At 62.8% G+C, this 14532-nt stretch carries 14 protein-coding genes; 6 read left to right on the top strand and 8 right to left on the bottom strand.

The window, feature by feature from the left end; genetic code table 11:
• Positions 1–231: 231 nt before the first annotated feature.
• The gene (locus tag PI93_RS10715) at positions 232–2016 is read left to right on the top strand and encodes a peptidoglycan D,D-transpeptidase FtsI family protein (RefSeq protein ID WP_039364945.1); all 1785 of its coding nucleotides are present in this window, start codon (positions 232–234) and stop codon (positions 2014–2016) included.
• Between the two features lie 146 nt (positions 2017–2162).
• Here PI93_RS10715 and PI93_RS10710 read toward each other — a convergent pair whose 3' ends face one another.
• The 5 genes from PI93_RS10710 to PI93_RS10690 form a co-directional block, all read right to left on the bottom strand.
• Positions 2163–2528 (bottom strand): cytochrome o ubiquinol oxidase subunit IV, encoded by a 366-nt coding sequence (locus tag PI93_RS10710; protein ID WP_010808614.1) that lies wholly within the window; start codon positions 2526–2528, stop codon positions 2163–2165.
• Positions 2529–3155 carry a cytochrome o ubiquinol oxidase subunit III gene (locus tag PI93_RS10705; RefSeq protein ID WP_039364947.1) on the bottom strand — a complete coding sequence of 209 codons (627 nt, stop codon included), beginning with the start codon at positions 3153–3155 and terminating at the stop codon, positions 2529–2531.
• Between the two features lie 2 nt (positions 3156–3157).
• Positions 3158–5137 (bottom strand): cytochrome o ubiquinol oxidase subunit I, encoded by a 1980-nt coding sequence (gene cyoB, locus PI93_RS10700; protein ID WP_039365024.1) that lies wholly within the window; start codon positions 5135–5137, stop codon positions 3158–3160.
• Between the two features lie 15 nt (positions 5138–5152).
• The gene (cyoA, locus tag PI93_RS10695; RefSeq protein WP_080758943.1) at positions 5153–6214 is read right to left on the bottom strand and encodes a ubiquinol oxidase subunit II; all 1062 of its coding nucleotides are present in this window, start codon (positions 6212–6214) and stop codon (positions 5153–5155) included.
• A 510-nt stretch (positions 6215–6724) separates the two neighbouring features.
• Positions 6725–7354 carry a LysE family translocator gene (locus PI93_RS10690; protein ID WP_039364949.1) on the bottom strand — a complete coding sequence of 210 codons (630 nt, stop codon included), beginning with the start codon at positions 7352–7354 and terminating at the stop codon, positions 6725–6727.
• 267 nt (positions 7355–7621) lie between these two features.
• Between PI93_RS10690 and PI93_RS10685 the strand changes: the two genes are divergently transcribed.
• The gene (locus PI93_RS10685) at positions 7622–8086 is read left to right on the top strand and encodes an Lrp/AsnC family transcriptional regulator (protein WP_039364951.1); all 465 of its coding nucleotides are present in this window, start codon (positions 7622–7624) and stop codon (positions 8084–8086) included.
• A gap of 176 nt (positions 8087–8262) precedes the next feature.
• Positions 8263–9747 (top strand): sensor domain-containing diguanylate cyclase, encoded by a 1485-nt coding sequence (locus PI93_RS10680; RefSeq protein WP_052240288.1) that lies wholly within the window; start codon positions 8263–8265, stop codon positions 9745–9747.
• On the opposite strand, the gene PI93_RS10675 is transcribed toward PI93_RS10680, so the two are convergent.
• Together PI93_RS10675 and PI93_RS10670 are read right to left on the bottom strand one after the other, a co-directional pair.
• The gene (locus PI93_RS10675; RefSeq protein WP_039376133.1) at positions 9651–10751 is read right to left on the bottom strand and encodes a LysR family transcriptional regulator; all 1101 of its coding nucleotides are present in this window, start codon (positions 10749–10751) and stop codon (positions 9651–9653) included. The two genes, PI93_RS10680 and PI93_RS10675, sit on opposite strands and share 97 nt — an antisense overlap.
• Positions 10748–12223 carry an MFS transporter gene (locus PI93_RS10670; RefSeq protein WP_039364953.1) on the bottom strand — a complete coding sequence of 492 codons (1476 nt, stop codon included), beginning with the start codon at positions 12221–12223 and terminating at the stop codon, positions 10748–10750. The genes PI93_RS10675 and PI93_RS10670 overlap by 4 nt, the downstream gene beginning before the upstream one ends.
• 140 nt (positions 12224–12363) lie before the next feature.
• Between PI93_RS10670 and PI93_RS10665 the strand changes: the two genes are divergently transcribed.
• Positions 12364–12954, top strand: a complete 591-nt coding sequence (locus tag PI93_RS10665) for a helix-turn-helix transcriptional regulator (protein ID WP_328803350.1) — start codon at positions 12364–12366, stop codon at positions 12952–12954.
• 11 nt (positions 12955–12965) lie between these two features.
• On the opposite strand, the gene PI93_RS10660 is transcribed toward PI93_RS10665, so the two are convergent.
• Entirely contained in the window at positions 12966–13283 is a 318-nt protein-coding gene (locus PI93_RS10660; protein ID WP_039365037.1) for a YnfA family protein, read from the bottom strand.
• 102 nt (positions 13284–13385) lie between these two features.
• On the opposite strand from PI93_RS10660, the gene PI93_RS10655 reads away from it, so the two are divergent.
• Together PI93_RS10655 and PI93_RS10650 are read left to right on the top strand one after the other, a co-directional pair.
• Positions 13386–13598, top strand: coding sequence for a SlyX family protein (locus PI93_RS10655; RefSeq protein ID WP_039364957.1), 213 nt, complete (start codon positions 13386–13388; stop codon positions 13596–13598).
• Positions 13599–13769: 171 nt separating this feature from the next.
• A complete protein-coding gene (locus PI93_RS10650) occupies positions 13770–14441 on the top strand; it encodes a DUF1439 domain-containing protein (protein WP_080758945.1) in 672 nt (223 codons plus the stop codon).
• The last annotated feature ends 91 nt before the right edge of the window (positions 14442–14532 follow it).

The following is a 14532-nucleotide window of genomic DNA, read 5'->3' as shown; positions in this document are numbered from 1 at the left end:
GCGTGTACGGCCCTCGTCCGCCGGAAAAATCCGCCTCCGGTTTCATCAGCCGACACCCGTGCGAAAAGCCGGCCCGAAAGCCTCGAAAATAACCCTGAAAGCCCCGTCTGACGGGGCTTTTGCGCTATTGCAACAGACGCTTGCATGCTACGCTATCTCGCCTAGAATTTGAGCCAGAGTTTGTCGATCGGCTCATTGCTGTTCACGCCTCTTACCGCCTTCGCGAGCGCTATGCAAAAGAATCGCCAGCCCAAGGACGTCACGTTCGCCTCCAGTCCGGTATTGCAATCGCGCATGTCGTTGTGGCGCTCCAAGCTCGTTGTCATCATGATCACCCTCGCGTTCATCGGGCTGGTCGTGCGAGCCTTCTGGATTGCCGGTCCCGGCAACGGTTTCTACATCGCGCAGGGCGAAAAGCGCTACGAGCACACCATCGTCATGCCCGCCGTGCGCGGCAAGATCGAAGATCGCGACGGACGCGTTCTCGCGACCAGCCTGCCGATGCGCACGGTCTGGGCCGTGCCCGCCGAAGTCCCCGACGACCTCTCCGACAGCGACATCCAGAAAGCCAGCAAGCTGCTCGACATGCCCGCAAAGGAACTGCGCACCAAGCTCATTGGCGAGAAGAAATTCGTCTACGTGAAGCGTCAGGTGTCGCCGGACGTTGGCAAACAAGTCGAAGCGCTCGGCATCCCCGGTGTCTACGAAAGCAGCGAATACAAGCGGTTCTACCCTGAAGGGGATGTTGCCGCACACGTCGTGGGCTTCACCAACGTCGAAGACAAAGGTCAGGAAGGCATGGAGCTTGGCGAGGAGCCCTTGCTCGAAGGCACGGCCGGGGTGCGGCGTGTGATCAAGGACCGCATTGGCCGCACCATTCAGGATCTCGACGACTCCAGCCCGCCGCGCGACGGCAAGGACATTCGCCTCACGCTCGACACCCGCGTGCAATACATCGCCTATGAGGCGCTCAAGAACGCGCTGGAACGCACAGGCGCAAAGGCGGCGATGGCGGTCGTCATCGATGCCAAGACGGGCGAGGTGCTGGCGCTGGCGAACTTCCCGACGTACAACCCGAACGACCGCGAGCATCTGACCGGCGAGCAACTGCGCAACCGTGTGTTCACCGATGTCTTCGAGCCCGGCTCGATTCTCAAGCCGTTTACGATGGCACTGGCGCTGGACCTGCATCGTCTGACGCCGACCACCCTGATCGACACCGGCCCCGGGCGATATGCCTTCGAAGGCGCGACCATCAGCGACGATAGCGCGAACGGCGTGCTGACGGCCGCAGGCGTCATCCAGAAGTCGAGCAACATCGGCATGACCAAGGTGTCGACCATGCTGCGCGCCGAGGAAATGTGGGACATGTTCACCGAGATCGGCCTGGGTCAGCAGCCGAAGCTGGGATTCCCCGGTGCGGTGTCGGGCCGTTTGCGTCCGTACAAGTCGTGGCGGCGCATCGAGCAGGCGACGATGGCCTACGGCTACGGGATTTCGGCGTCGCTGTTCCAGTTGGCGCGGGCTTATACGATATTCGCCAACGACGGCGTGCTCGTGCCCATCTCCATCATCAAGCCGGATTCGCCAACGCAGCCCGAAGGGGTGCGCGTCATCGACGCCCGCACGGCGACGGAAATGCGCAAGATGCTAGCCGCCGTGGTCGACACCGGCGGCACGGCCACGACCGCACAGGTGGCCGGTTACAGCATTGGCGGGAAAACCGGGACGGCCTATAAGGCGGGCGCACATGGCTACGATCACTCGAAGTATCGCGCGTCGTTCGTGGGCATCGCGCCCCTGTCCGCGCCGCGTCTGGTGATTGCCGTGTCGGTGGACGAGCCCAAGGCGTCGCAGCACTTTGGCGGTCAGGCGGCCGGCCCGGCGTTTGCAGAGATCGCATCGCAGGCGCTGCCGCTGCTGGGTATCCGCCCCGACCTGCCGGTACGCCCCGGCGTGATTCTGGCGGCACCGACGTCGGACACGCCACCGGACGACAAGGCGCCGCACGGCTAAGCCTCAAGGCCTCACGTAGCGTCGCGAAGCATTGCCCCCGAGGCAGCGCTTCGCCTCTTCCCCCGCATCCCCATAAAAAAAGGCGGCCCGGAAATCCGGTGCCGCCTTTTTGTCTTGCCCTGAACGACCGGGCAAGGCCGGAAGATTTACATCCCCGGCATCATCAGCGAGTTGGCGTTGTGCATGATCCACAGCGAGCCGACCAGCACGATGGCCACGATCAGCACGGTGAACAGAAACGCCATCACGTTCCAGCGCTGTTCCGACGAACGGTCCATGTGCAGGAAGTAGATCAGGTGGACGATGATCTGCACGAGGGCGGCGCCAAGAATCAGCGGCAGCACCGTCGACGGCGGCATCGTGCCATCCATCACCAGCTTGAACGGCACGACCGTCAGGATCACCGCGAGCACGAAGCCGATCAGGTACGACTTCACGCTGCCGTGGCTACCCCCGGCCGCATTGTGGCCAGCGTCGTGGCCGTGCGATTGCACCGATTTGCTATTGCTCATTTACATCGCTCCCATCAGGTACACGACCGTGAACACGCCGATCCAGACCACATCCAAGAAGTGCCAGAACAGCGACAGGCACTGCAGACGCGTGGTGTTGGTCGAGCTCAGGCCCTTCTTGCCGATCTGGAACATCAGGACAGCCATCCACAGCAGGCCCGAAGCCACGTGCAGACCGTGGGTTGCCACGAGTGCGAAGAACGACGACAGGAAACCGCTACGGTTCGGGCCCGCCCCTTCGAGGATCAGGTGATGGAACTCATACAGTTCCATCGCGATAAACCCGGCACCCAGCAGCCAGGTAATCGCCAGCCAGCCCATCACGGCGCCCTTCTTGCCGTTGTGCAGGCCGATCATGGCAAAGCCATAGGTGATCGACGAGAACAGCAGGATGAACGTTTCGACCAGCACGAACTTCAGGTCGAACAGTTCCTTGCCCGTGGGGCCGCCCGCCGTCGAGTCACGCAGCACCGCGAAGGTGGCGAACAGGCTGGCGAACAGCACCAGGTCGGTCATCAGGTACACCCAGAAACCGAAGATCGTGTTGCCCCCGGTGTCGTGGTGCGCGTGGTCGTGCGCATGCGCATCGGCATGCGCGCCAGAGTGTTTGAGAACTTCGCTCGTCATGATTAAGCCTTTGCTGCTGCGGCCAGTGCCTGATGGTGAGCCGTTTCAATGGCCACCACTTCCGGCGACTGCACGTAGTAGTCGATCGAATCGTCGTTGCTGCGGCAGATGAACGTCACGATCATGCCGACGAAGCCGACGATAGCCAGCCACCAGATGTGCCAGATGGCAGCGAAACCGAACACCAGCGAGAACGCACTGATGATGAAACCGGCGCCCGTGTTCTTCGGCATGTGGATCGGGGCGTAGCTCGTCTTCAGATCGCCCTTGATGCCGTGCTCCTTGCGATAGGCCAGCTCGTCGACGTCATGCACGCGCGGCTCTTCGGCAAAGTTGTAGAACTGCGGCGGCGACGACGTCATCCACTCCAGCGTGCGGCCATTCCAGGGATCGCCCGTGGTGTCGGCCAGCGCCTTGCGGTTCTTGATCGAGACCACCAGTTGCAGCACCTGGAACCCGATACCGGCGGCGATGAACAGCGCACCGATCAGGGCGGCGATCAGCCACGGCTGCCAATCCGGGTTGCTGTAGTGGTTCAGGCGACGGGTCATGCCCATCAGGCCCAGCACGTACAGCGGCATGAACGCGAGGTAGAAGCCGATCAGCCAGCACCAGAAGCTTGCCTTGCCCAGACGCTCGTCGAGCTTGAAGCCGAAAGCCTTCGGGAACCAGTAGTTCATGCCGGCGATGTAACCGAACAGCACGCCGCCGATGATCACGTTGTGGAAGTGAGCAATCAGGAACAGCGAGTTGTGCAGCACGAAGTCGGCGCCCGGCACAGCCAGCAGCACGCCGGTCATACCGCCGATCACGAACGTGATGATGAAGCCCAGCGTCCACAGCACCGGCACGGTCATTTGCACGCGACCGCGGTACATCGTGAACAGCCAGTTGAAGATCTTCACGCCGGTCGGGATCGAGATGATCATCGTCGCGATACCGAAGAAGGCGTTCACGCTGGCGCCCGAGCCCATCGTGAAGAAGTGGTGCGCCCACACGAGGAACGACAGCACCATGATCGCGGCCGTGGCGTACACCATCGACTTGTAGCCGAACAGCTTCTTGCCCGAGAACGTCGAGATGATTTCCGAGAAGATACCGAACGCCGGCAAGATCAGGATGTACACCTCAGGGTGACCCCAGATCCAGATCAGGTTGATGTACATCATCGGATTGCCGCCCAACTCATTCGTGAAGAAATGGAAGTCGAGGTAGCGATCGAGCGAGAGCAGGCCCAGCGTGACCGTCAGCACCGGGAACGCAGCGCACACCAGCACCATCGTGCACAGCGAGGTCCAGGTGAAGATCGGCATCTTCATCAGGTTCATGCCCGGGGCGCGCATCTTCAGAATCGTGACGACGAAGTTCACACCCGTGAGCAACGTCCCCAACCCCGATATCTGCAAGGCCCAGATGTAGTAGTCCACCCCAACGCCCGGGCTGTATTGAATGCCCGAGAGCGGCGGATAAGCCAGCCAGCCCGTGCGTGCGAATTCACCCACGCCCAGCGACAGGTTCACCAGCACTGCGCCGGCGGCGAACAGCCAGAACGACAGCGTGTTCAGGAACGGGAACGCCACGTCGCGTGCGCCGATCTGCAGCGGCACCACGAGGTTCACCAGCCCCGTCATGAACGGCATCGCCACGAAGAAGATCATGATCACGCCGTGGGCGGTGAAGATCTGGTCGTAGTGATCCGGCGGGAGGATGCCGGGAGAATTGTGGGCGAGCGCCAGTTGGGTACGCATCATGATGGCGTCGGCAAAGCCGCGCAGCAGCATGACGAGTGCGACCAGCACATACATGACGCCGATCTTCTTGTGATCGACCGACGTCACCCACTCGTTCCACAGGTACTTCCACTTGCCGAAGTAGGTGAGCAGCGCGAAGATGCCCAGCCCCCCCAGCACCATCATGCCGACCGCGCCGACGATGATCGGCTCGTGGTACGGGATGGCTTCGAGAGTCAGTTTGCCAAACAGCGTTGACATTGTTGTTTACTCCTTATGCGCGTGCGCGGCCGTACCGGCGTGCATCGCGTGCGCGCCGGCGTTGTCCATGGCCATGGTCATCGACTGGCCGTTCTGCCCATTCACAGCGGCGGCCGGAGCCGTCGCGGCGTCGGTGCCCGCGCCCTTCATTTCCATCTTCATGTCCATGCCCTTCATTTCCATGGCGCCGTGGTTCTCATGACCTTCGTGTTGCTGGGCCATGCCACTTGCCATCGGGGCGTGCAGGATCGATTCGAACATCTTCGCGTCGACCGAGCTGTAATACGTGACCGGCGTGTTCTCGCTCATCGGCACGAGCGAAGCGTAAGCATCCTTGTCCAGGATCTTCTTCGAATCACGCACCTTGGCGACCCATTGCTGGAAGTCGTTGTCGGTCATCGCCAGCGTCTTGAAACGCATGCCCGAGAAGCCGCCACCGCTGTAGTTCGCCGAAATGCCGTCGAACGAGCCGACGTGATTGGCGATCAGGTGCAGCTTCGTTTCCATGCCGGCCATCGAGTAGACCTGGCTACCCAATTGCGGAATGAAGAACGAATTCATGATCGATTCCGAGGTGATCTTGAAATTCACCGGGGTATCGACAGGAACGGCCAACTCGTTGATCGACGCAATGCCCTGTTCCGGGTAGATGAACAACCACTTGTAGTTCATCGACACGACTTCGACCGTGATCGGCTTCACCTGGCTTTCCAGGGGCTTGTACGGATCGAGTTCGTGGGTGGAGACCCAGGTGATGCGCGCGAGGATCGCAATGATGATGATCGGCACGAGCCAGACCACGACCTCAATGGCCGTCGAGTGCGACCAGTTCGGCTCATAGCGCGCCGACTTGTTGCTCGCGCGATACTTCCACGCGAACCACAGCGTCATCAGGATGACCGGAATCACCACAATCAACATCAGCCAGGTGGCCGTGAGGATCAGGTTCTTGTTCTCTACTCCGATCTGCCCCTTAGGGTCGAGCAGCGTCATGCCGCAGCCAGCCAAAAGCAGCGGCGAGCACAAGGCGAGGAGCCTAAACAATCGCGGGTTTCTGTGTTTCTTCATGTCACACGACAGGGTTGAGTTGGCCAGCGAACGGCGCAACACGGGCTTACCGGCCTGATGCAGGGTCGCAGGAGGTTGGCAAGGGTTAAGGTGGGACGGGAGCAGTCGTCGCGCCGGTGTTGCACCGGTCGAACTACGACGACTGTGTCATCGAAAAGACGGGAACCGGGGCAGAGTGCCGCCCGCAGACCTCAAGTCACTGTCCGACTTCTTGTCTTTTACTTCCATCACGGTGCGGCATTATGCCGAAGTTTAATTAGGCCGGACATCGCTCACCCGCCGGCGCGACAATGTGTCGCGCAGCCTTCGCGCGTACACGCGCGACGATTTCCAAGCAGATCGGCACCTGTTTGGCGGTAAACGCTGTGCAATGCAGCAATCGTGGGAGATTCTTATATTTCAAGAGGTGCGACGTTGTGTCGCACCCTTTTTTGCGGTGTCGCAGCGAAATGCACGAAATTGGTGCATTAAATCGCTGGCATGTCGGTGGGAGGGATTGTGCCCGGCTTTTCAGTCGAGCGACAGCCGCACAGCGAACGCCATGAGCGCTGCGCCGAACGACCAGCGTTGTACTTTTTGGGCAAGCGGCCGGGTGCGCAGCCAGCGCGCGATGCGTGCCGCGCCGAACGCGAGCGCGATATCGAAGATCGCCCCCACGATCAGCAACAGCACGCCGAGTTCGAGCACCTGCGTCCAGACCGGGCCGGCTTCCGGGCGCACGAACTGCGGCAATAGCACCGAACAGAACAGCAGCGCCTTCGGGTTGAGCACGCTCGAGAGCACGCCGCGTCGCACGGCGTGCGCGAGCGGCGGCGCGGCGTCCGTTGGCGCCTCGGTCGTCGTCATGCCGAATGCCGGTGATCGCCAGATCTGAATGGCCACCCACGCAAGATAGATAGCCCCCACGATCCGTACCGTCTCGAACAGCCACGGTGCCGTGCGCAGCAGCGCCGCCACGCCGCAGGCCGAGAGCGTCACGTGCCCGGCGCGCGCGAGCGCCAGTCCGCCGGCCGTCGCCAGGCCGTGCCGCACACCGCGCGTCATGCTCGTCTGCATCACCAGCGCCATATCCGGGCCCGGCAGTGCATAGACGACGATCAAAGCGCCAATGAAGACGGTGAGCAACTGCAGCGAAACCATGGTTTTCCCCTGAAGGCCGAAGCGGCCGGAACGAGACCAATGATCCCGCCAAATCAGGAGCGATACATGGCGTTTTCCACCTTATATAATTTACCAATATGGTGAATTCCACCAACTTTAACCAACCTATCGCGAAATCCGCCAACATCATCGCGCGAGGTGCCACCAACCGGCTTAATCCGGACAGATGAGGGCAACACTTTCCCGATATCGAAGATCGTGGTGGAATGCCATCTTTACAGCAGCTTTCGTAGCGGGATACCGATAATGAACGAACTCGACGCCATCGATCAGGCGATTCTCGCCATCGTGCAACGCGATGGCCGCATCTCCAACGCCCGGCTCGCCGAGCGGGTAGCGCTCTCGGAGACGCCCTGCGCAAGGCGCTTGAAACGGCTCGAAGCCGACGGCTATATCACGGGCTACCGGGCCGAGCTGTCGCATCGCGCGCTGGGTCTTGGCGTGACAGCCTTCGTCCATGTGCGCTTTGCCGTTCACGACCGCGCCCTGTCCGAGCAATTCGAGCGCGAAGTGCAAGCCATCGACCGCATCGTGTCGTGCCACAACATTTCCGGCAGCGCCGATTATCTGCTCGAGGTAGTCGCCACCGATCTCGACGATTACGGCATGTTCACGCGCGACGTATTGCGTGCCCTGCCCGGTGTCTCGTCGATCGAATCGATGCTGTCGTTGCGCGAGGTCAAACGCGATACCGGCGCGCCGTTGCTGTAATCCGACTCACTGTGGCGTGGAGCGGGTTTGCCCGTAGAATGGCGGGCTGACCCGACCCTAGGTTCCTCATGCCGGACGCCATGCCAGCCGTACCCTCCCAGCCGAGCGCCTCGCCGGCCGACGCTAACGATGTCCATGATGCCCATGGCGCCGGTGGCGCCAGCGACGACGCGCTGATGTTCGACCTCGCCCCCGTCTCGCTCTGGCTCGAGGATTTCAGCGGCGTGAGGCAGTTGTTCGACGAATGGCGTGCACAGGGTGTGACCGACCTGCGCACACACTTCAGGACCGACCCGGCCTACGTCTCGGCGTGCTCCCAGCGCATTCGCGTCCTCAAGGTCAATCGCCGGACATTGGCGATGTTCAACGCGCCGTCGCTCGACACGCTCGTGGCCAACTTGCCGCGCGTGTTCCGCGACGACATGCTCAAGACCCACATCGAAGAGCTTTGCCAATTGTGGGATGGCAAGACGCACTTCACGAGCAAAACCGTCAACTACACGCTCGACGGCCGGCGTCTGGATGTACTGCTCAACGGCTCGGTCCTGCCCGGGCATGAAGCCACGTTCGAGCGTGTACTGATCTCGCTCGAAGACGTGACCGAACTCGAACACGCCCGCCAGCGCGTGACGATGGGCGAGGCATATGCCCGCGGCCTCTTCGAATACTCGCCGGTCTCGCTGTGGGTCGAGGATTTCAGCGCGATCAAACGACTGCTCGACGACGCCCGCTCACGCGGCATCACCGACTTCCGCACGTTCACCGACGTTCATCCCGAGTTCGTCGAGCGCTGCATGAACGAGATCCATGTGCTCGACGTGAACCGCCACACGCTGGCGATGTTCGTCGCCAGCGACAAGTCCACGCTGCTCTCCCGCCTGCCCGACGTGTTCCGCGACGATATGCGGCACAACTTCCGCGAGCAGTTGATCGACCTGTGGGACAACAAGCTGTTTCAGCAACGAGAAGTCATCAACTACGCGCTCGACGGCAACGAGATCAATGTTCACCTGCAATTCGCAGTGCTGCCGGGTCACGAGTCGCGCTGGGATCTGGTGCTCGTCGCGCTCACGGACATCACCGCACGCAAGAAAGCCGAGTCGTATCTCGAATACCTCGGCAAGCACGACGTGCTCACCAAGCTGCGCAACCGTTCGTTCTATGTCGACGAACTGAACCGACTCGAGCGCAAGGGGCCGCATCCGGTGACGGTGATCGTAGCCGATCTGAATGGCCTGAAGCTCGTAAACGATCAGTTGGGACACGCCGCAGGCGATGGGCTGCTCCGCCGCGCAGGCGAGGTGCTGGGCAAAGCGGTCGTGGCACCGCAAATTGCCGCGCGCATCGGCGGCGACGAGTTCGCCCTGTTGCTGCCCTCCACCGACGCGTCGGGCGGTGCGGCCGTGATCGAGAGCATTCGTCAACTCGTGGAGTTGAACAATTCGTTCTATCCCGGCACGCCGCTCTCGTTCTCGATGGGCATGGCGACGTGCGAAGCCGGCGAGCGTCTCGAAGCCACGATTCAGCGGGCCGACCTCCTGATGTACGAAGAAAAGCGCAGTCACTATGCCGGTAGCGTGAATGAGCGGCGTGCGCTCGATGAACTCCCCTCCGGCATCGGCTCTGAAGGTGGCATGGGGGGCCGGGGCAGCGGCGCGTAATCTCGCGCGTTGCCCAACGGCTCGCAGATCTGCGCAAGCCAGTCGACGAACGCCCGCACACGCGGCGACACGCGTTTTTGCGCCGGATATGCCGCCGAGAGCCGCAACGGCGGCGGTGGACACTTCGGCAACACGGGCACCAGACGTCCCGACGCAAGATACGGCGCTGCGGCCAGCAGCGTCGGCTGAATCAGCCCGAGTCCTTCGAGTCCGGCAGCGAGATACGCCGCTTCATCTCCAACATGCAACTGACCTCGCGTGCGCACGCATGTGGCTCGTCCACCGACCGTCAATGTCAGATCGCCGCAGCGCGTTGTGAGCGGGTTCGCTGCGGTCAATGCGGCGAGCGATGCGCCCCCCGAGTCCGCGCCACCCGCGCTCCCGACAGCCGGGAGAGATGCCAGCGTCTCTGCCGGCGCCATCAGCCATTTCACCGACGTATGTGTGGCGAGGCTATCGAGATCGTCGGGCAGGCCATGCGTGTCGAGATAACGACGGCTCGCACAGGTCACGCGCGGCAGATCCCCTAGATGACGCGCCACCAGCCGTGAGTCGGGCAACTCCCCCAACACAACGCCGCAGTCCACACCGTCGCCCCGCCAATCGCCATGGGCCGGTGTGGCGTCGAGCGCGATTTCGAGGCCCGGATAGCGTGCCTGAAATTCGGCAAGCGACGGCATGACGACCTCGCGCGCAATGACGGGCGGCAGCACCACGGCCAGGCGTCCGCGTAGTTGCGCCTGCGCGCCGAACAGCCCGGACTCCACCTCCTCGACATCTGCCAGAATCGCCGCACATCGCTCGTAGTACGCAGCGCCTTCCATCGTAAGCGCGACACGGCGTGTCGAGCGCGTGAAGAGCGCCACGCCGAACCATCGCTCCAGATGCTGCACTTGGGTGGTGGCCGTCGCACGCGGAATGTCGAGCGATGTCGCCGCCTTGGTGAAGCTGCCGACTTCGGCCACACGCACAAAGGTGCGCATGGCGGTGATGCGATCGATCATGATGCCTCCTGCTCGGTGACGGGAACGGCTACCCTGCCGCGCAACGCAATGACCGCCGCGCCTGCCGGCGCGAGGGCGAATAAAGCGAATAGCCAGACGGAGGCGCGCTGCGCTTCGGGCAATGTGCCGTGTGCGAGACCCGCGGAGTTCGCCACCAGCCCGGCGAGCGCCGACCCCAGCGCCATCGAATACAACTGCACGGTCGTGATCGACGCCGACGCCAGCGCCGCCTCCCCCGGGCGCGCCGCCGTCATCACGCGAGTGAGCAAGTGCGGCCAGCCGATGCCCACCCCCACGCCGACACCGAACAGCGCGATGCACAAGCTCGCGACACCTGCCGCCCTCGCGAAAAGCGAGGGCTGGGGAAGCAGCCACGCCAGTGCGAGCATGCCGAGCGTGACGATCACCGGGCCGAGTCGGACGCGTCGCTCGGCGGCGTCGCCATGCCGTCCCGCACTTGTCATCGACCCCACCGACCAGCCGGCCGCCATGAGTGCGGCGAGATAACCGGCGGCGAACGGCGTCTGGCCATGAATCGTCTGAAGGAAATACGGGATGTAGATCTCGCTCGTCATCGCAAGACCGAGCAGACTCATGGCCGCGTACAGCCCGCCAAGCCGCGTGCGCAACGAATACGCGCCCGTCGGCATGAGGCGCGGCAGCGCATGGCGCACACTGCGCTCGCGTTGCGACAGCCACCAGGCGAGCGCGAGTCCCACGAGCATCCACCCCGCCGCCAGCCAGTACGTGCCGACAACCGCACCCAGCGATATCGCCACCGCCGAAGCACACAGCAGAATCACTTTGGACCAAGGAATGACGTGCGCATCGTCTGGCGATGGCGACGATGCGTGAGCCCTCGCGACGGCGCGTCCGGCGGGGACCTGCGCACGAATGATCAGGCCTAGCCCGACCACCACTGGCAGCAAAGACCAGAACGCCCAGCGCCAGTGACCGAACTGCGCGAAGACGCCGCCCACCGCCGGCCCGCAGAGCGTGGCGACGCCCCACATGCCCGAGACCAGCCCCATCGCCCGCGACCACAACGCCGGCGCGAAGACGATGCGAATCAGCGCGTAACTGAGCGCCAGCAGAATGCCGCCGCCGAAGCCCTGCAAGGTGCGCCCCGCGAGCATCCAGGCCATGGTCGGCGCGGCGGCACACAGGATCGTGCCCGCACTGAAGCCGAGCAGCGCCGTGAGGTAGGCAACGCGCGGACCGAGCGCGGTGAGCATCTGGGAAGCCAGCACCGAGCCGAGAATCGACGCCACCACGAACAGCGTAGTGTTCCACGAATACAGATCCAATCCGCCGATCTCCTTGACGATGGAGGGCAATACCGTCGTCGCCACATAAACATTGGTGGCGTGCAACGCCACCCCGCCCGCCAGTGCCAGCGAGCGCCAGCCGTTGTTACCGCTCAACAGATCGCGCCAGCCCGGCGCCGTGGAGTTCGTCGTGCTCGTTGTCATGGATGGACAGCCGTCCGCTGGACGACTAATATGCAAGAAAGTTCTTGGATATTACATGCCTCACAATGAATTACCCAAATAACCACTTGGATAATAGGGCGGCGACGCCCGGCCCCGGGCACGAGCGCGTACTGCATTGGTTGAAGACGCAGGGCCCGGCCTCGACCGCGGAGGTCGCTTCTGCGCTGGGGATAACGGCTGAGGCGGCGCGTCAGCAGGTGCAGAAGCTGGTCGCGGACGGTCTGCTCGTCGGCGAGACGATGCCGTCACGCGGTGCGGGACGTCCACGTCAGGCATGGACGCTGACGGAGGCCGGGCACGGTCGCTTTCCTGACGCCCACTCCCATCTCACCGTTCAGTTGATCGGCTCGATTCGCCAGCTCTTTGGCGACGACGGGCTCGATCGTCTGATCACGCAGCGTGCCGCGGAAACGCGAGCGCTCTACAAGCAAGCTGTCGACCCGCTGCCGGGTCTGGCAGCGCGGCTGAAGAAGCTCGCGGAAATTCGTTCGGCGGAAGGCTATATGGCGCGCGTCGAGCGCGATGGCGACGATTGGCTGCTCATCGAGGACCATTGCCCGATCTGCGCGGCGGCAAAGACGTGCCAGGGCTTTTGCCGCACGGAGCTTGAGTTGTTTCAGGAATTGATCGGCGAACGTGGCACTGTGTCTCGCGAGACACACATCCTCGCAGGCGGCCAGCGTTGTACTTACCGCGTGCGCACGGCCTGACGCACGAGCGCTCAGCGCGGCTGAAACGCGATCAGACTCATGCCCGCGAGCGCGACGACCACACCGGCCACGTCCCACGGCGTCGGACGCATGCCGTCGACCAGCCACAGCCACACGATGGCGACGCCGATGTATACGCCACCGTATGCGGCATAGACACGGCCGGCGGCCGCCGGATGCAGCGTGAGCAGCCACGCGAACAACGCGAGCGAGATCGCACCGGGCACGAGCAGCCAAGCGCTGCGATCGTGCTTGAGCCACAGCCACGGCAGATAGCAGCCGACGATTTCCGCCACGGCAGTCACGACATAAAGCAGAAAAGTTTTCATGGTGCGATTATGCCCGGCGCCAATGTGATGCGTCATATCGCACGCGGTGCGGGCTTGCGATGCGCGCAATGACCTACAATGCCGCGTTCACCGGAGAAGCTCATGGAATCGTTGGAAGCACGCGTCGTGGAACTTGAAGTCAAGACAGCGTTTCAGGAAGATCTGCTCGAGACACTCAACGAGATCGTCACGCGTCAGGAGCAGCAAATCGACCTGCTGCAAAAGCAGCTCAAGGCGCTGTACCAGCAGATGCAGTCGCAAGGGCAAAGCGGCCCCGACGGCAATCCGCGTCACGAAATTCCGCCGCACTATTGAAGACTTGATGCTCTGTCACCGCTACGCAGCGGCCAACGCGCGAGCGCACTCGCTTGCTTTGCCTGCGCGGGTCTACGCGGCGTTCAGAACGATTCCGCGCTGTCCGAGTCACATCTGCATCGACGACTCAGACACGGCCGCGCCGTGCCCCGTCCTTCGGACCTTCGCCCTATGATCTCTCGCCGCACGCTTTTCCCGGCCGACCTTCGCGACCGCGTCGATCGCCTCGACACGCTCGATGCTTCGGATCAGGTGGCCTCTGTCGCGGCATCGCGCCGCGAAACGCTTCGTCTGGCCGTGGCCGGGCTGCTCGGTCTGACGCTTGCCCCGTTCATGCGCTCTGCCGACGCCGCCTACAACATCTGGACCGGCGAGTACACGATGACGCGCAAGGAAATCGAGGCCGCCATCGACAAGCGCTTTCCCACGACGCTCAACTACGGTCAATTGCTCTCCGTGGCATTGGCGCATCCGCAAATCGGTTTCAATCCGCAAGCCAATCGCGTCACGACACAGGTCGACGCGCAAGTGCAAAACGTGTTGCTGCAAGGCCAGCCGCTGGCCGGCGTCATCGCCATCTCCAGCGCGCTGAAATACGATCCGGTCAAACGCGCCGTGCTCCTCGACAACCCCAATGTCGAGCGTGTGGATCTGAACGGCATGCCCGCCGCCTACGGCCAGCAATTGACATCCATTGGTGGAAACGTCGCTCAGCAGGTACTCAATCAGTATCCGATCTACACGTTCAAACCCGAGCAATTGCGCTACGGCGGACGAGAGGTCGAACCGGGAGCGATCACCGTGCTGCCCGACGGCATCAAGGTCGAAGTGAAGACCAAGTAATCGGCGCCGCGCCGCGTCACGCCATGAGAAAGGGCAGCCCGAGGGCTGCCCTTCTTTTCTCCGGCGAATCTCGCCGGCTTCGCAAACCGCC

Source organism: Pandoraea fibrosis, from assembly GCF_000807775.2.
GTDB classification, from domain to species: domain Bacteria; phylum Pseudomonadota; class Gammaproteobacteria; order Burkholderiales; family Burkholderiaceae; genus Pandoraea; species Pandoraea fibrosis.
Note: the sequence above shows the minus strand (reverse complement) of the source record. Positions and strands in the feature narration are given on the sequence as shown.